Below are 16,317 nucleotides of genomic sequence, written 5' to 3'. Positions count from 1 at the left end.
CCACCGACAAGGACCACCATGACCGCCCCCAGCCACCTCATCGGCCTCATCGGCGCCAACGTCGCCGGCTCGCTCAGCCCGCTCCTGCACGAGCGCGAGGCCGCCGCCCACGGCCTCCGCTACGCCTACCGCACGCTGGACCTCGACGCGCTCGGCCTCGCGCCCGACCACGCCGGGCAGCTCGCGCGGGACGCCGCCCGGCTCGGCTACACGGGCCTGAACGTGACGCACCCGTGCAAGCAGTCGGTCATCGCCGGCCTCGACGGGCTCTCCGACGACGCGCGGGAGCTGGGGGCGGTCAACACGGTCGTCATCGACATGCACGATCGCGGCCCGCGCCGCGGCGGATCGGGCGCCGCCGCGCGGCTCACCGGCCGCAACACCGACCACACGGGCTTCCGCACGGCGCTCCTGGAGGGCCTGCCCGGCGCGGCCCTCGGCACCGTGCTGCTCGTCGGCGCGGGCGGCGCCGGCTCGGCCGTGGCCCGCGCCCTCCTCGACGCCGGCGCCGGGACCCTCCTCGTGGCGGACGCCGAGCCTGCCCGCGCCGAGCAGCTCGCCGCCCGCCTCGCCGGGCGCCGCGCCGGGAAACCAGCCGGGAACGCAGCCGCGGCCGACGGCGCGGGGCGGGTCGCCGCCGTCGTCCTTGACGAGGTGCCCACCCGCCTCGCGGAGGCCGACGGCGTGGTCAACGCGACGCCGATCGGCATGGTCGGGCACCCGGGCACCCCCTTCGACGCCTCCGCGCTCACGTCGCGGCACTGGGTGGCCGACGTCGTCTACCGCCCCCTGGAGACCCAGCTCGTGAAGGCCGCCCGGGCCGCCGGGTGCCGCGTGCTCGACGGCGGCTGGATGGCCGTGGCGCAGGCCGCCGACTCGTTCGAGCTCTTCACCGGCCGCCGCGCAGACCGCGCCCGCATGCGCGCCCACTTCCTCGAGCTCGCCGCGCAGGCCGGAACGGAGCTGTCATGAGTGCGCCCTACCGCGTCGGGATCGTGGGCTGCGGGGCCATCAGCCGCAACCACCTCGAGGCGTTCGCCGCGATCCCCGAGGCCACGGTCGTGGCCGTGTGCGACGTCGACCCGGGCCGTGCCCGCGAGACCGCCGAGCGCTGGCGAATCCCCCACGCGTTCGGCTCGGTCGGGGAGCTCCTGGCCGCCGGCGTCGACCTCGTCTCGGTGTGCACTCCGCACCCCACCCACGAGGCCGTGGTCCTCGCCGCCGCGGCGGCGGGGGCGCACGTCCTCTGCGAGAAGCCGATCGCGATCGACCTCGCCTCCGCGGAGCGGATGGTCGCCGCGTGCGACACCGCCGGCGTGCGCCTGGGAGTCCTGTTCCAGCGCCGCTTCTGGCCGGCCGCGCAGCGCCTCCGCGCCGCGGTGGACGACGGCACGCTGGGGCGGCCGATCCTCGGCCACGCCTCGGTGCTGCTGCACCGGGAGCCGGAGTACTACAGCGCCGCCGCCTGGCGGGGGACGTGGGCCACCGACGGCGGCGGCGTGCTCATGACCCAGGCCATCCACTACCTCGACCTCCTGCAGTGGCTCATGGGCGACGTCGTCGAGGTGCACGGGTACCTCGGCACGTTCACGCACGCGATCGAGGTCGAGGACACCGCGGCCGCCGTGCTCCGCTTCGCCTCCGGGGCGATGGCCACGCTCTCCGCGACGACCGCCGCCGCCCCGAGCCTCGGGGTCAGCATCCGCATCACGGGCGAGACCGGCGCGACCGCCGAGCTCACCGAGTTCCCCGAGGGCACCGACGGCCGGGTGACCATCCTCGCCCGCGGCCGCACGATCGACTCCGAGCCCGCGCACCCCGCCGGCATCGACCCGGACGTGGACCTGGCCACCATCAACGGCCAGCTCATCCCGCACCACACCACCCAGATCCGCGACTTCGTCGAGGCCCTCGGCGCCGGCCGCGAGCCGGCCGTCACGGGCCACGACGCCACCGCGGCCCTGACGATCCTCCTCGCCGTCTACGAGTCCTCGCGCACCGGCCGCCCGGTCCGCCTGGCCCAGCCCGCCGCCACCCCAGAAGGTGCCTCATGACCCACCACGCCTCCCAGCCGCTCATACTGGGCCGCAACGGCCGCCCGGCGCGCACCCTCCGCAACCGGCTCGTGAGCTCCCCGATGGAGCGCAACTACGGCACCACCGACGGGCGCATCACCGCCCAGTACACGGACTACCTCGTGGCCCGCGCCCGGGCCGGCCTCGCCATCGTCACCACCGAGGCCACGTACGTGCGCGCCGACGGCAAGGGCCGCACCCACCAGCTCGGCCTGCACACCGACGCCGTCCTCCCGGGATTCCGGGAGCTCACCGACGCCATCCACGCGACGGGCGCGCTCGCCGCCGTCGAGATCAACCATGGCGGACGCACCGCCCAGTCCGCGGTGAGCGGTCTCCCGCCCGTCGCGCCCGCCGCGGTGCCGTGCGAGGTCGCCGGCGGCGAGCTGCCCCGGGCCCTCAGCACGCGCGAGTGCCACGAGCTCGTGGACGCCTACGCCCAGGCGGCCCGCCGGGCCGTCGCGGCCGGGTTCGACGCCATCAGCATCCACGGCGGGCACGGCTACCTCGTCCACCAGTTCATGTCCGCCCGCACCAACGGCCGCTCCGACGAGTTCGGCGCCCCGGAGCACTTCGCCAACCTCGTGATCCGGGCCGTCCGGGCGGCCGCGCCCGAGGCGCTCGTGGGGATCCGCCTCTCCGTGCTCGAGGGCGTCCCGGACGGACTCGGCGCCGAGGAGACCCTCGAGGTCGTCTCGCGGCTCGACCTGGAGGCGCTGGACTTCCTGGACCTCTCCGCCGGCTCCTACGAGGCCGGCGAGTGGATCGTGCAGTCGGGGGAGTGGAGGCCCGGCGTCCTCGCCGACTACGCCCGCGCCTACCGCCGCTTCGGCCTGCCCCTCGGCCTCGCGGGGCGGCTCAACTCGCCCGAGGCCATCGAGGCGGTGCTCGCCGACGGCGTGTGCGACTTCGTCTCCCTCGGCCGTGCGGTGCACGCCGACCCGGCCTTCGTCCAGGGCGTCCTGGACGGTGCCCCGTACCGGCCCTGCATCGCCTGCAACGTCTGCATCGACAACCTCGGCCTCGGCCAGGTGACGTGCACCGTCAACCCGGCGGTCGGACGCTCGCGGGTTCCCGTGCCGGCCCCGCGCCTCGTGGCGGCCGACGACGCGGGCCGGCCGGGCGCCGTCGTGCGCTCCTCCCCGCCCCACACCGTGGTCCTCGGCGCCGGGCCCGCGGGCCTGACCGCCGCGCGCGAGCTCGCCGAGGCCGGTGCGCGCGTCACGCTGCTCGAGGCGGGGGAGCGGATCGGCGGCCAGTTCGCACTCGCCGCCGGGATGCGCCCCACGCCCGACTTCCACCGCTACCTCGACTGGAACCGTGCCGAGCTCGCGCGCCTCGGGGTCGAGGTGCGCCTCGGCGCCGCCGCGGACGTGCGGGACCTCGCAGGCCTCGCGCGGGCGCTCGGCGCCGACGGGATCGTCCTCGCCACCGGCGGGACCCGCCCCGCGCCCGGCCTTCCGGTCACCGGCGGCCGCGCCAAGGCGCCCGACGGCGTGCTCGACGTCCGCGACTGGCTCGCCGCCCGCCCGGGCCTCCTCGCCGGCGACCGCCGCCCGAAGAGGGCGCCTGGCCCGCCGCGGTGACGATCTGGGGCGCCGACTCGGTGGCCCTGTCCGTGGCGGACACCCTCGCGGCCCACGGCACGCGCGTGCTGCTCGTCGGGCCCGAGCAGGCCATTGCCCCGGAATCCGGGCGCCGCGCCAAGATCCTCGCCGTCCCGCGGCTCGAATCCAGCCCGCACGTGCGGATCGTGCTCGACGCCCGCATTGTCGAGGCCGTTGCGCCCGGCACCCCGGAAGGCCGCGTCCGCGTCGTCGGGGCCGACGGAGAGCGGTGGCTCGAGGCGCCCGGGCCCCTCCTGGTCTCCCGCGGCGTGGTGCCCCTCGGCGCGGCGGTGGACCGGGAGGGCCGCGAGGCCGCGTTCGGGCTCGGCGCGGGCGTTCCGGTGGTGCTCGCCGGGACGGTCGTCGACCAGACCCCGCCCACGGCGTCGAATGCGATCAAGAGCGGGTACGACGCCGCCGAGCGCCTCGCCGCCGCCCTCGCACCTGCCGCATCGCCCACCCCCTCCGCCCCGATCCTCGAAGGAGCATCCGCATGACCGCCGCCCAGACCGCGTCCGCGCCGCGGCGCCCCGTGGGCCTCGCCCAGCTCTCCCTCCTCGGGACCGCCCCGCCGGACCTCGTCCTCCTCGCCGCCGAGGCGGGGTTCGACTTCATCGGCGCCCGCGTCCGTCCCGTGACCTCGGCCGAGCGGCCGTACGACCTGCAGCCCGGAGCACCGATGCTCGCCGAGACGCTCGCCAACGTCCGCTCCACCGGCGTGCGCGTGGTGGACATCGAATTCCTCCTCATGGACGGAACGGGCGGGGTCCATGGCCAGCGCGACGCCTGGCTGCGCATGTTCGAGGCCGGGCACGCCCTCGGCGCCCGGACCGTGACCGTGGCCGGAGCCGATCCCGAGCCTGCCCGGTTCGCCGAGAACCTCGCCCGGATGGCCGAGGACGGCCGGGAGTTCGGCATCACGCCCACGCTCGAGCCCATCTCCTACCAGCGCATCAGCTCGCTGCCCGCGGCCGCTGCGGCAGCCCGGGCCGCCGGCACCCAGGTCGTCGTCGACACCCTGCACTTCCGCCGCTTCGGCGGCACGCTCGGGGAGCTCGCAGCCATCGCCGACCTCGTCCCGATGCTCCAGCTCTGCGACGCCCCGGCCCAGCGCCCCGGGGACCGCGAGGGCCTCGTCCACGAGTCCCGCGCCGCCCGCCTGGTCCCGGGCGAGGGCGGCCTCGCGCTCGCCGAGATCGTCGCCGCCCTGGCCCCGACGCTGCCGGTGAGCGTCGAGGCGCCGTCTCCGCGCGACGTCGAGCGCCTCGGCGCGCTCGGCTGGGCGCGCCGCCTGAAGCAGGGCGCCGACCGCGTGCTCGCGGACGCCGAAGCGCTCGCCCAGGCACGGGCCACTGGACCCGCCCACCCCACCCGCACTGCACCGAACGGAGCCTCCGCATGACCGCCCCCGTCCCGACATCCTCTGCCGCCCCCGCCGTCCAGACCGACGTCCTCGTCATCGGCTCCGGCGCCGGCGGCCTGTCCGCGGCCGTGACGGCCGCCTACCACGGACTGCGCGTCGTGGTGGTCGAGAAGGCCGAGGTCTGCGGCGGCGCCACGGCCTGGTCCGGCGGCTGGGCGTGGACCCCCGGCAACCCGCTCGCGAAGGCCGACGGCGTGGACGAGGACCCCGAGCAGTTCCGCACCTACCTCCGCCACCGGCTCGGAGACCGGTACGACGCCGCCCGCATCGACGCGTTCCTCGACGCCGTGCCCCACATGGTCGGCTTCTTCGAGGGCAGGACGTGGCTGCAGTTCACGCCCGGCGCGAAGATCAGGGACATCTACGGCAAGACCCCCGGCGCGGGGACGGGACACCGCTCCGTCGGCCCGGCGCCGATCAACGCCCGCCGCCTCTCGCCCCGCGTGCGGAGGCTCCTGCGCGGTCAGCTCTACGAGACCTCGTTCCTCGGCATGGGCATCATGGCCGGCCCGGACCTGACCAGGTTCCTCTCGGCGTCCCAGGGCTCGCTGCAGGGCCTTGCGTATGCGGCCTGGCGGGTGGGGCGGCACGTCCTCGACCTCGCCGTGCACCGCAGGGGCATGCAGCTCGTCAACGGGACCGCGCTCGTGGGGCGGCTCCTGCAGAGCGCCGAGGACCTCGGCGTCGACGTGCGGGTCTCGACCCCCGCCGTCCGGCTCACCACCGACGACTCGGGGCGCGTCACCGGCGCCGTGGTGAGCGGACCGGAAGGACGGTACGAGATCGAGGCCGCGCGCGGCGTCGTCCTCGCGGCCGGCGGGTTCCCGAACGACGTGCAGCGGCGCGCCGCGCTGTTCCCCAAGACGCCCACCGGGCGCGAGCACTGGACGCTCGCGCCGAAGGAGGCCGACGGCGACGGGATCACGCTTGGCGAGTCGGTCGGGGCGCAGTTCGTCACCGATGTCGAGTCGCCCGCGGCGTGGTGCCCGGTCTCGCTCGTCCCGTACCGCAGCGGCCGGGTTGGGAACTTCCCGCACATCATGGACCGCGCCAAGCCCGGATCGATCGGCGTGCGCCGGGACGGGAAGCGGTTCGTCAACGAGGCGAACGGCTACTACGACTACGTCTCAGCGCTCGTCGCCGCGACGCCGGAGGGCGAAGCGGTCGAATCGTGGCAGATCGCCGACTCGCGGTTCGTGCGCAGGTACCCGCTCGGCATGGCCAAACCGCTTCCCGTGCCCCTGTTCCCGTACCTGCGCTCCGGCTACCTCAAGCGCGGGCGGACCCTCGAGGAGCTCGCCGCGGCGTGCGGCATCGACCCGGCCGGCCTGCGCGAGACGGTCGAGCGGTTCAACGAGGGCGCCCGGCGCGGGGCGGACCCCGAGTTCGAGCGCGGCGAGACCGAGTTCAACCGGTACGGCGGCGACCCGAAGGTCGGGCCGAACCCCTCGCTCGCACCGATCGAGAAGGGCCCGTTCTACGCGGTCAAGGTGGTGCCCGGGTCATTCGGGACCTTCGCGGGGCTCGCCGCGGACGGGCGGGCCCGGGTGCTGCGGGCCGACGGCTCCGCGGTCGAGGGCCTGTACGTGGCCGGCAACGACCAGGCCAGCATCATGGGCGGCTTCTACCCGGCCGGGGGCATCAATCTCGGGCCGGCGCTGACGTTCGGGTACGTCGCGGGCCGCGAGCTGGCCCGGGCCGAGCGCTACGAGGACGACGGCTCGGTGCCCGCCGAGCACGCCCAGGCCTGATCCGAGGGCCTGCGCGAGCGATTCTGCTCATGCTCGAGGGGCGCCCCGGCGTGCCGAGGCCGGACACGCCGGGGTCGCACCCTCGGGTCGGCCGGGCGTGAGCAGAATCGCGCCCTCAGCCCCTCAGCGCCTCAGCCCTCGAACCCCGTGGACCCGCTCACCGACTCCCACGCGGTGACCTCCGCCGCCTGCGCCTCGGCCACCGCGCGGTAGCCAGCCAGTGCGTCCCGGCCGAGCAGCAGGAACGCCGGCGTCTGCTCGGCGTCCACCGCGGCGATGATGGCCCGGGCGGCCTTGGCCGGGTCGCCGGCCTGGGTCCCGTGGACCGTGTCGTGCTCCTTGCGCCGCTGCCCGGCGGTCTCGGCGTAGTCCGCGATGGGCTCGGCAGACTGGGTCAGCGAGCGGCCCGCGAAGTCGGTCCTGAACGCGCCCGGCTCCACGGCGGTCACCGAGATCCCCAGCGGCGCGAGCTCCTTCTGGGCCGAGCCCGAGATGCCCTCGAGCGCGGCCTTGGTGGCCGAGTAGTAGCCGGAGCCGGGCGGGCAGAGCCGCGCCCCGATGGAGGAGATGTTCACGATCGCCCCCGAGCGGCGGTCACGCATACCCGGCAGCACCGCCTTCATCAGGGCCACGGGGCCGAACACGTTGGTCGCGAAGAGGCGGGCCACGTCGGCGTCGTCGCCCTCCTCCACGGCTGCCCGGTACCCGTAGCCGGCGTTGTTCACGAGCACATCGATGCGCCCGAAGCGATCCTGGGCGGCGGCGACGGTGGAGGCCACCTGCGCCGGGTCGGTCACGTCGAGCGGGACGGCGAGGGCCGTCTCGGGGTGGGCGTCCGCGAGGTCGGAGACGGAGGCGGCGTCGCGCGCGGTCACGACGGCGCGGTCGCCGCGGGCGAGGACGGCCTCGGCGAGGGCGCGGCCGAGCCCGGTGGAGCAGCCGGTGATGAGCCAGACGGGTGAGACGTCCATGGGTTTCCTTCCGTGGGTCCAGCGGGTAACTACACCAGTCAACGCGCTCGCGGCCGTCTGCGGGAGGCAGGGCCGATCCCTGGACCGGCAGTGCCTCCCAAGCGCGGCGGCGCGGCGCTACATTCAGTGCGGGGCCCTGCTCGAAAGGTTGGACATGCTCGGTCTGGAACTCGTCGTTGCCCTCGGCGCGGCAGTGGTCGTCGGGAGCCTGCTCGCACCCAGGATCAGCATCACCCAGCCCCTGCTGCTCGTACTCCTCGGCCTCGCGCTCACCCTGGTCCCGGAGTTCCGCGGCGTGGGCCTGCCTCCCGAGACGGTCCTGCTGCTGTTCCTCCCGCCGCTGCTCTACTGGGAGAGCCTCACCACGTCCCTGCGCGAGATCCGCAGGTTCATCCGCGGCATCATCCTCAGCGGGACGCTCCTGGTGGTCATCACCGCGGGCACGGTCGCGGCGGTGGCGCACGCGCTCGGGATGGACTGGGGCCCCGCCTGGATCATCGGCGCCGCGGTGGCCCCCACGGACGCCACGGCGGTGGCCGCGATCGCCCACGGGCTCCTCCCGCGCCGGCAGATGACCGTGCTGCACGCCGAGAGCCTCATCAACGACGGCACCGCCCTCGTGGTCTACGGGGTCGCCGTCGGGTTCGCCACCGGGTCCGTGGACATCAGCCCGCTCATGGTCACCGGCGAGTTCCTCTACTCCTTCGTGGGCGGGGTGACCGTCGGCGTCGCCCTCGCATGGGCCATGCTCTGGGTGCGCCGGCGCATCGAGAACCCGCTCGCCGGCAACGCCGCGACCCTGCTGACCCCCTTCGTGGCGTACCTCGGGGGCGAGCTCGTCCACGCCTCGGCCGTGCTCGCCGTCGTCTCGTGCGGCCTGTACATCTCCCAGGCCGCCCCGCTCGCCGTCTCCGCCTACACGCGCCAGCAGACGGTCGCGGTCTGGGGGATCGGCAGCTACCTCCTCAACGGTGCCCTGTTCGTGCTCGTGGGCCTGGCGCTGCCGTCCGCCCTGGGCGGGATCGTCGCCGGGCAGGCCGAGCATGGGCAGCCGCTCGGCAGTGTGCTCCTCGTCGCCGCGGCGGTGTACGGCACCATCCTCGTCACGCGCCTGGCGGTGCTCGTCGTCTCGGCCTACGTGATCAGGGCCGTGGACCGCCGCCCCCACCAGCGCAAGCTGCGCACCACGAACCGCGCCCGGGTCATGAGCACGACGGCGGGCGTCCGGGGCGCCGTCTCGCTCGCGGTCGCGCTCGCGGTCCCGCAGGACTACCCGGCGCGGGACGCGATCGTGTTCGTCACGGCCTTCGTGGTGGTCGCGTCGCTAGCGCTCCAGGGCTCTGCGCTGCCGAGGGTCATCCGGTGGTCCCGCATCCCCGAGGACACGAAGGTCACCGAGGAGCTCCTGCTCGCCAAGCGCACGGCGATCGAGGAGGCCTTCAAGGCGCTGCCCGACCTCGCCCGCGAGATCAACGTGGACGACGAGGTGCTCGAGCGCATCCACCACGAGTACGACGAGCACTTGGCCGCCATCACCGCCGGCTTCGACGACGAGGACCACCCGGCCGTGGCGCGCACCCGCCAGTACGCCCGGCTGCGGCTGGCGCTGATCGGCCACAAGCGGGCCACGGTGGTGCGCCTGCGCGACGAGAAGACGATCGACGACACGGTCCTGCGCACCATCGAGGGCGAGCTCGACGCCGAGGAGGTGCGCCTCGCCCGCCAGCAGGAGACGGAGTGAGCGCCAGCGCCAAGGGGCCGCCCCGTCTGTGGGTCAGCTTCTGTGGGGCAGCTTCTGCAGGGCACCTCCTGTGGGTCACCTCCTGTGGGCACCTTCTGTAGGTCAGCTCCTGTGGGCACCTTCTGTAGGTCAGCTCCTGTGGGGCATGGTCAGGACATTGACCTTCAGGAGATGACTTTCAGATGGAAGGGCTGCGGGCGCCTTTCTTCTGGGGTGGGCAGCGATTCCGACCTGCTATGAGGCCGCACTCCCGGCGTGTCACCCGGACACGCCGGGGCTCGGGCGCCACCGAACGCGAAAGCCGGTCGGTTCCGCCCCCGGGTCTACTGGTCCCTGCCCGCCTCGATCCACTCCTTCAGGCGCAGGTAGGTCGCGGAGGTGTCCCGCTCCACCGCGGCGGCCGAGGCGCCGCTTAGCCCCGTGATCCGGACCGTGAGTTCGCAGGTGCCCTCCTCGGCGGCCTCGATGCGGTACTCGAGGGTCCCCGGCGGCTCGTTCACCACGGCCGGGTCCCAGCGAGGATCGAAGGTCGCCTTGAGCCGCCGCGGAGGGTCGATCGCGATGACGTGCCCGAGGGCCACCACCGACCCGCCCGCGCGCAGCTCGTAGGCCGCCTCGGGCGCCCACGAGCTGTGGACGGTCTCCCCGCCCTTCCACGGCCGGGGCACCTCGGTGTCGGTGAGCGCGCCCCACAGCGCTTCGGGGGTACAGCGGATGCGGACGCGGCAGGCCGTTTCGTTCATCGTCCCAGCCTCGGCCACCGGGCCCGGGCGGTTCAACCCGCCGAGCCGGGTACTGGCAGGGCCTCCCTCGTCGTGGCCCGGCGGCGTAGCGTCGGTTCCATCCGGACCGCTGACGAAAGGACTCTTCTCCCATGCAGTACACCCGTCTCGGCACTTCTGGGCTCCGCGTGAGCCGCCTCGCCCTCGGCTGCATGAGCTTCGGCGACCCCTCACGGGGCTACAACGAGTGGGCCCTCGGCGATGACGCGGCCGAGCCCCTGTTCCGCCAGGCCGTCGAGCTCGGCATCACGTTCTGGGACACGGCGAACGTCTACGGCTACGGCTCGAGCGAGGAGATCGTGGGCCGCGCGATCAGGGAGTACACCCGGCGCGAGGACGTGGTGCTGGCCACCAAGGTCTTCTTCCCGATGCACGAGGGCCCCGGCGGCCGCAGCCTGTCCCGGCGGGCGATCATGGAGCAGATCGACGCGTCCCTGGCCCGCCTCGGCACCGACTACGTGGACCTGTACCAGATCCACCGCTTCGACCCCGAGACCCCGGTCGAGGAGACGATGGAGGCGCTGCACGACGTGGTCAAGGCCGGAAAGGCGCGCTACCTCGGCGCCTCGTCCATGTGGGCCTGGCAGTTCCAGGCGATGCAGCACGCCGCGGAGGCGAACGGCTGGACGCGCTTCGTCTCGATGCAGGACCAGTACAGCCTCGTGGAGCGCGAGGACGAGCGCGAGATGATGCCGCTGCTGGCCACGACCGGCGTGGGCAGCATGCCGTGGAGCCCGCTCGCCAAGGGCCGCCTGACCCGGCCGTGGAGCGACCAGCAGACCGCGCGCGCCACGACCGATCCCCTGCAGAGCCGCTACTCCGGCGAGGTGAACAAGCCGATCGTCGATGCCCTCCAGCGCGTGGCGGAGGCCCGGGGCGTGCCCATGGCGCAGGTCGCGCTCGCCTGGGTGCTGCGGAACCCGGTGGTGTCCGCACCGATCGTGGGCGCGACCAAGCCCCATCACCTCCCGGACGCCGCCGCTGCCCTTGAGCTGGCGCTGACCGAGGACGAGGTCAGGGCCCTCGAGGAGCACTACACACCGAGGATGCCGTCCGGGTTCTGAGCCGGGGAGATGTGGAGCGGGGCCCGGGGCGGCTGACGGTACTTTCGTCTCTGGGCCTGGCTCCGGTGCCGGCGCAGACTGGGCCGATGAGCGCGACATCGAGTCTCCTTCCCCCGGTCGCGCGCAACCTCGGAGCCAACCACGCGCTGTCCCCGGACCGCCTCTGGGTCCGTCTCGTGCGCGCCACGGTGGGCGTCGCGGCGCTGGTGGCCCTCATGCAGAAGACGGTCGACGCCACGCTGCCGACCAATGACGTCGACATCCCGCAGCTCTACTCGGAGTTCACGGTCCAGTCCAACCTGGCCGTGGGACTCGTCCTCATCCTGTCCGCGGCGTTCCCGCGCGCAGGCCTCCCGCTCAGGTGGGACCACCTGTTCGGCGCGCTCACGTTCTACCTGGTCATGACGGGGATCATCTACGTGGTCCTCGTTGCCCCGCCGAACGAGCCGTGGTGGACCCTGGACCTGTACTGGCCGCAGATGATCCACCATCGGATCGTCCCGCTCGTGATGGCGCTCGACTGGCTCCTCGTCACCCGCACCGTCCGCGGCCGGTGGTGGCGCCCCATCGCGTGGATGGCCTACCCGGCGGCGTTCCTCGCGTTCTCGTGGATCCGCGGCGGCATCGACGGCTGGTACGTCTACACGTTCCTCGATCCGACGCTCGACGGCGGGTGGCCGGCCGTGGCTGCCACGACCGGCCAGGTGCTCGCCGCCTTCCTCGTGGTCGCGGTCCTCATCCATGCGGCGGGCAACATCCGGGTTGCGCTCGCCGTCGGGCGGCCGCCTGCGCAGACGGCTACCGTGCGGTCCCGCGCCGCGCGCGGCGCGCGGCCGCCCGGAGTTGGATGATCCGGATGGCCCCGGCGATCGCCACGAGCACGCCGCCGGCGACCGCCGCAATGAACAGGGCGAGGCCCAGTGGCACAGGCCCGATCAGACCGAGGAAATGGACCTGGACCATGTCCTGGTTCTGGATGAAGAACACCACGAGCAGGATGAAGACCACGAGCCCCGCAATGACGGCGGTCCAGGTGGCTCCCGCCCGGGACACGCCCTGCCGCGCGGGCGCGGGCTGCACCTCCGGTTCCTCCCGCCGAGGTCCGGTTGGCGGCGTGGAAGTCGGACGGGTGGCGGGAGGGGGAGCGGCCGGTGGCTGCTCCCCGCCGGCGCGCTGGCCTGCGACGTCCTGTCCGTCAGCGGGGTCCGTCGTCATCGAGGCTCCTGTCCGTCTCGACCGGGGTGCGGTCAACGTCGGTGACGACCGGGACCGGCTGGTTCATGCTGGTCCCGAGCTGGTGCCTGCGGAGGCGGCTCTCCCGCAGCTGCCCGACGGGGCCCTCCTGCAGGGCCACCTCGTTCTGCGCCCGCTCCGTGTCCGCCAGATCCTCCGGCGCCGAGCGGCCGTAGTGCCGGTACAGGCGGTCCTCCTCGCCGGGTTCGAGGCGCTCGTCCGCGTCCACCCGGGGCGCATCCTTGACGTGGTCCTTCGTGTAGGGAACCACGAGATTCTCCTCGGCGATCCGTGCCCCTTCGAGGGGCACAAAGGACTCCTTGGTCCCGAAGAGCCCGGTCTTCACGGTGACCCAGGTGGGGACGTCGGTCTCGTCGTCAAGGTAGAAGTCGCCGATGCCGCCGATCTTCTCCCCGTCCTGGGAGACCACGTTCCCGTGGCCGTCCTTGAGGTCCTCGAGGTCTGCGTTGGTGAGCATCGCGGTTCCTCCTTCATGCGTCCGGTCGTGCTCTGGCGTGGTACGCGCCCTAGGCCCAGTGTGCGCTCAGTACTTGTGGGCGCCGCCGTCGGCCGAGTCGGGCATGTGCGCCCGGGCCGCCTGCTTGATCTGCTCGCTGGCCGGGGGAGCGGCGTCCGCCTGGGCCTTGACACGCGGGGCCTCCTCCTCGGCGCGGGAGAGGTAGCGCTCCCAGCGCTGCGACATCGGCTTGATGAGGCCTCCGCCCACACCGACGATGACCACACCGACGATCGCCGCGAGCACCGCGATGAGGATCGGCGTCGTGACGGTGACCGCGATGTCCACCTGGTTCAGCGCGGCGATGATGCCGATGCCGATCACGAAGATGCTCGCGATGTTGGCGAGGGTGCGGCCGTACGAGAGCCCGCCGAGGGAGCCCTGTATGAGGGTCTTGAGCGCGGCCGCGATGGCGGCGGCCACGATCACGATGATGATCGCCACCACGATCTTGGGAAGGAAGGCGATGATCGCGGCGAGCAGGGTGCTGACCGGGTTGGGCCCGAAGACGCCGAAGGCGAACTGGAGCACAAAGAGCACCAGCGCGTAGTAGATGATCTTCGAGACGATCTCGCTGGCGTCGAGATTGGAATTGGCAAGGGCGCGCTTCACGCCGCCGCGCTCAACCCAGCGGTCGAAGCCCACCTTTGCCAGGAGCCGAGAAAGCGCTTTGGCGATGGCCTTGGCCACCAGCAGGCCCACGATGAGGATGACGAGGAAGAGCAGGAACTGCGGGACGAATCGCGCCACTTCGGCGAGACCCGCAGTGAGTGAGTCGATCATGGCGAGGCCTTCCGTTATCAATGTTTCGCTTGATGCTGCTGTGGCCCGCAATTGCCCAGTGGCCCTCACCCGGAAACAATTCACCTCGCGCGCCGAAGGCCGCCTGCAGACGCATTTCCGCAATTCCGCGGACGACGACGGCGCGGGGCCGCCTCCCGTACGGAAGGCGGCCCCGCGCCGTCGTGCTTCGTGTGGCGGTGCGGCCGAGCGGCTCAGACCTGCGCTGCCGCGTGGCCCTTGAGGACGCCGGCGAAGAACGCGCCGAGCTCGTCGGTGGCCGCGAGCGGCAGGACGTCGGCGACGTACTGGTCGGGGCGGACCACCACGACCACGCCGTCGCGGTCGATCCCGCGCTGGGCGAAGATGTCATCGTCCGGGAGCGTGCCGAAGACGTTCTCGAGGTCGTTGAGCCCGAACTCGCCCACCTGGGGCTTGAACACGGCCGGGACGTCGTTCAGGTCGAAGGCGCGGTGGTCCTGCTGGTAGACCACCTTCACGTCGAACCAGGCGTTGCGGTCGAGGCCCTCGGGGGTGGCGACGACCGGCGAGGCCGGGTCCGTCGCGAGCCAGTCCGCGAACTTCTCGAGCGTCGAGCCGGCGGTGCCGGGCTTGGCGGCATCGGCGAAGACGTAGATGCGCCAGCGGCCGTCCGCCGCGGCGAGGTGGCCGAGGTGCAGCGGGTTCGTGTCGCAGATCCGGGCGACGCGGGCGGACTTGAAGCGCTTGCCCACGGTGTAGCCGGTGGCGAGGGCCTGGTGCCTGGCCGCGCCCACGATCATGGACTGGGTGTACTCGGTCATGAACCCGGCCGGGAACTCGGCGGTGCGCACGTAGAAGTCGGCGAGCTCCTGGGGGTTCTCGAACTCCTCGGGCTTCTTGGCCATCATCGAGGACCACGTCCGGTCGAAGTCGATGAGGTTCTGCGCGATCACCTGGCGCTCGGCGGTGTAGGTCGACAGCAGGCTCTCGGGGCTGCGGCCCTCGAGGACGTGGCCGAGCTTCCAGCCGATGTTGAACCCGTCCTGCATCGAGACGTTCATGCCCTGGCCGGCCTTGGCGCTGTGGGTGTGGCATGCGTCGCCCGTGATGAACACGCGCGGGGTGCGGGTGCCGGCCAGCGAGGTGGGGACGTCGTCGAAGCGGTGGGTCACGCGGTGGCCCACCTCGTAGACGCTGTTCCACGCGACGCTCTTCACGTCCACGGTGTAGGGGTGGAGGATCTTGTTCGCGCGGGCGATGATCTCCTCGAGCGGGGTCTGGCGGATCTTGCCGTGGTCGTCGTCCGGCACCACGCCGAGGTCCACGTACATGCGGAACAGGTACCCGCCCTCGCGCGGAATGTGGAGGATGCTGCCGCCGTCGTGCGACTGGATGGCGCACTTGGTGCGGATGTCCGGGAAGTCCGTGTTCGCCAGGACGTCCATGACGCCCCAGGCGTGGTTGGCGCGGTCGCCGCTCATCTCGCAGCCGATCGCGTCGCGCACCTTGGAGCGCGCGCCGTCCGAGCCCACCACGTACTTGGCGCTGATGGTGCGCTCCTGGCCCTGGTTCTCGGGCCCGGAACCGACGATCCGCACGGTCACCGGGTACTCGCCCTCGCCGATCTCGAGGCCGAGGAACTCCCAGCCGTAGTCGGGGGTCATCCGGGTGGGGGAGTTCCGCATGACGTCGGCGAAGTAGTCGAGGACGCGGGCCTGGTTCACGATCAGGTGCGGGAACTCGCTGATGCCCATCTCGTCGTCGACCGCGCGGGAGGTGCGGACGATGTTCTGGGGGTTCTCCGGGTCGGGCTGCCAGAAGTTCATCTCGGTGATGTGGTACGCCTCCGCGATGATCTCGGGGGCGAAGCCGAACGCCTGGAACGTCTCGACGCTGCGGGCCTGGATGCCGTCCGCCTGGCCGATCTCGAGGCGCCCGGGGCGGCGCTCGATGATGCGCGTGGTCACGTCCGGGAACTGCGACAGCTGAGCGGCGGTGATCATGCCCGCGGGGCCCGTGCCGATGATCAGGACGTCGACCTGGTCGGGGAGCTCCTCGGGGCGGTTGAGGCCGACGCCCGCGGCCGGCTGAACCTTGGGGTTCGTGGAGACGTAGCCGTGATGGTGGAACTGCACGGGTTTCCTCACTTCTCTGTGGGGTGGCGACCACTCGCCATCGCTTTGCCTGTCCGATGTCTCGCTCGATGTTCCATAATAGAACACCGTGTTCTAATATCGCTCACAACGATGGTACGCGAGGAGTGGGCCAGCCCACAAGGCCGGGCGGCGGAGCCCCCCGCGCGCCTGCGCTCCGGGACGCACGACGCCGCGGTCGCCTCCCCGACCCGGGGTCACCTTCCGCGTGACCCGGGGTCACCTTCCGTGTGGCCCG

The 16,317-nt window shown here is 72.9% G+C and carries 15 protein-coding genes; 9 read left to right on the top strand and 6 right to left on the bottom strand.

The genetic code is table 11. From position 1 onward, the window contains the following. Positions 1-18: 18 nt before the first annotated feature. Genes SA2016_RS19370 through SA2016_RS19350 form a run of 6 tightly spaced genes read left to right on the top strand, consistent with a single transcriptional unit; the run spans position 19 to position 6,856 of the window. Positions 19-972 carry a shikimate dehydrogenase gene (locus tag SA2016_RS19370; RefSeq protein ID WP_066501410.1) on the top strand — a complete coding sequence of 318 codons (954 nt, stop codon included), beginning with the start codon at positions 19-21 and terminating at the stop codon, positions 970-972. Then, complete coding sequence (locus tag SA2016_RS19365) at positions 969-2,054, top strand: Gfo/Idh/MocA family protein (RefSeq protein ID WP_066501408.1); 1,086 nt, start codon at positions 969-971, stop codon at positions 2,052-2,054. Before SA2016_RS19370 ends, SA2016_RS19365 begins: the two co-directional genes overlap by 4 nt. Beyond that, entirely contained in the window at positions 2,051-3,661 is a 1,611-nt protein-coding gene (locus SA2016_RS19360; RefSeq protein ID WP_257125840.1) for an FAD-dependent oxidoreductase, read from the top strand. Before SA2016_RS19365 ends, SA2016_RS19360 begins: the two co-directional genes overlap by 4 nt. Next, a complete protein-coding gene (locus tag SA2016_RS22400; protein WP_257125839.1) occupies positions 3,658-4,179 on the top strand; it encodes a hypothetical protein in 522 nt (173 codons plus the stop codon). The genes SA2016_RS19360 and SA2016_RS22400 overlap by 4 nt, the downstream gene beginning before the upstream one ends. Next, on the top strand, positions 4,176-5,084 hold the full coding sequence (locus SA2016_RS19355) for a sugar phosphate isomerase/epimerase family protein (protein ID WP_066501407.1): 909 nt from the start codon (positions 4,176-4,178) through the stop codon (positions 5,082-5,084). Before SA2016_RS22400 ends, SA2016_RS19355 begins: the two co-directional genes overlap by 4 nt. After that, the gene (locus SA2016_RS19350; protein ID WP_066501405.1) at positions 5,081-6,856 is read left to right on the top strand and encodes an FAD-dependent oxidoreductase; all 1,776 of its coding nucleotides are present in this window, start codon (positions 5,081-5,083) and stop codon (positions 6,854-6,856) included. The genes SA2016_RS19355 and SA2016_RS19350 overlap by 4 nt, the downstream gene beginning before the upstream one ends. 131 nt (positions 6,857-6,987) lie before the next feature. Here the strand turns inward: SA2016_RS19350 and SA2016_RS19345 are convergent, their stop codons facing one another. Beyond that, positions 6,988-7,827 (bottom strand): oxidoreductase, encoded by an 840-nt coding sequence (locus SA2016_RS19345; protein WP_066501403.1) that lies wholly within the window; start codon positions 7,825-7,827, stop codon positions 6,988-6,990. Positions 7,828-7,981: 154 nt separating this feature from the next. Here SA2016_RS19345 and SA2016_RS19340 point away from each other — a divergent pair, with 154 nt between their 5' ends. Continuing rightward, positions 7,982-9,568, top strand: a complete 1,587-nt coding sequence (locus SA2016_RS19340) for a Na+/H+ antiporter (RefSeq protein ID WP_066501402.1) — start codon at positions 7,982-7,984, stop codon at positions 9,566-9,568. A 323-nt stretch (positions 9,569-9,891) separates the two neighbouring features. On the opposite strand, the gene SA2016_RS19335 is transcribed toward SA2016_RS19340, so the two are convergent. Then, positions 9,892-10,311 (bottom strand): SRPBCC domain-containing protein, encoded by a 420-nt coding sequence (locus SA2016_RS19335; RefSeq protein WP_066501399.1) that lies wholly within the window; start codon positions 10,309-10,311, stop codon positions 9,892-9,894. Positions 10,312-10,442: 131 nt separating this feature from the next. On the opposite strand from SA2016_RS19335, the gene SA2016_RS19330 reads away from it, so the two are divergent. Together SA2016_RS19330 and SA2016_RS19325 are read left to right on the top strand one after the other, a co-directional pair. After that, entirely contained in the window at positions 10,443-11,414 is a 972-nt protein-coding gene (locus SA2016_RS19330) for an aldo/keto reductase (protein WP_066501397.1), read from the top strand. 86 nt (positions 11,415-11,500) lie between these two features. Next, complete coding sequence (locus SA2016_RS19325; protein WP_066501395.1) at positions 11,501-12,265, top strand: Pr6Pr family membrane protein; 765 nt, start codon at positions 11,501-11,503, stop codon at positions 12,263-12,265. Here SA2016_RS19325 and SA2016_RS22395 read toward each other — a convergent pair. The 4 genes from SA2016_RS22395 to SA2016_RS19305 form a co-directional block, all read right to left on the bottom strand. Then, entirely contained in the window at positions 12,213-12,494 is a 282-nt protein-coding gene (locus SA2016_RS22395; protein ID WP_306505410.1) for a LapA family protein, read from the bottom strand. The genes SA2016_RS19325 and SA2016_RS22395 overlap by 53 nt on opposite strands. Before the next feature lie 115 nt (positions 12,495-12,609). Then, positions 12,610-13,125 carry a PRC-barrel domain-containing protein gene (locus tag SA2016_RS21620; protein ID WP_066501393.1) on the bottom strand — a complete coding sequence of 172 codons (516 nt, stop codon included), beginning with the start codon at positions 13,123-13,125 and terminating at the stop codon, positions 12,610-12,612. Positions 13,126-13,191: 66 nt separating this feature from the next. After that, positions 13,192-13,947, bottom strand: a complete 756-nt coding sequence (locus tag SA2016_RS19310; protein ID WP_066501391.1) for a mechanosensitive ion channel family protein — start codon at positions 13,945-13,947, stop codon at positions 13,192-13,194. 212 nt (positions 13,948-14,159) lie between these two features. After that, positions 14,160-16,061: an FAD-binding monooxygenase gene (locus tag SA2016_RS19305; protein WP_066501388.1), complete on the bottom strand. Its 1,902-nt coding sequence runs from the start codon at positions 16,059-16,061 to the stop codon at positions 14,160-14,162. Positions 16,062-16,317: the final 256 nt, after the last annotated feature.

It is taken from the genome of Sinomonas atrocyanea, assembly GCF_001577305.1.
GTDB lineage: Bacteria > Actinomycetota > Actinomycetes > Actinomycetales > Micrococcaceae > Sinomonas > Sinomonas atrocyanea.
Note: the sequence above shows the minus strand (reverse complement) of the source record. Positions and strands in the feature narration are given on the sequence as shown.

Coding starts and splice junctions, on each gene's coding strand:
- SA2016_RS19340 (WP_066501402.1), top strand. CDS start 7,982: ATGCTCGGTCTGGAACTCGTCGTTGCCCTCGGCGCGGCAGTGGTCGTC.
- SA2016_RS19310 (WP_066501391.1), bottom strand. CDS start 13,947: ATGATCGACTCACTCACTGCGGGTCTCGCCGAAGTGGCGCGATTCGTC.
- SA2016_RS21620 (WP_066501393.1), bottom strand. CDS start 13,125: ATGCTCACCAACGCAGACCTCGAGGACCTCAAGGACGGCCACGGGAAC.
- SA2016_RS19330 (WP_066501397.1), top strand. CDS start 10,443: ATGCAGTACACCCGTCTCGGCACTTCTGGGCTCCGCGTGAGCCGCCTC.
- SA2016_RS19325 (WP_066501395.1), top strand. CDS start 11,501: ATGAGCGCGACATCGAGTCTCCTTCCCCCGGTCGCGCGCAACCTCGGA.
- SA2016_RS19345 (WP_066501403.1), bottom strand. CDS start 7,827: ATGGACGTCTCACCCGTCTGGCTCATCACCGGCTGCTCCACCGGGCTC.
- SA2016_RS19365 (WP_066501408.1), top strand. CDS start 969: ATGAGTGCGCCCTACCGCGTCGGGATCGTGGGCTGCGGGGCCATCAGC.
- SA2016_RS19370 (WP_066501410.1), top strand. CDS start 19: ATGACCGCCCCCAGCCACCTCATCGGCCTCATCGGCGCCAACGTCGCC.
- SA2016_RS19360 (WP_257125840.1), top strand. CDS start 2,051: ATGACCCACCACGCCTCCCAGCCGCTCATACTGGGCCGCAACGGCCGC.
- SA2016_RS19350 (WP_066501405.1), top strand. CDS start 5,081: ATGACCGCCCCCGTCCCGACATCCTCTGCCGCCCCCGCCGTCCAGACC.
- SA2016_RS19335 (WP_066501399.1), bottom strand. CDS start 10,311: ATGAACGAAACGGCCTGCCGCGTCCGCATCCGCTGTACCCCCGAAGCG.
- SA2016_RS19355 (WP_066501407.1), top strand. CDS start 4,176: ATGACCGCCGCCCAGACCGCGTCCGCGCCGCGGCGCCCCGTGGGCCTC.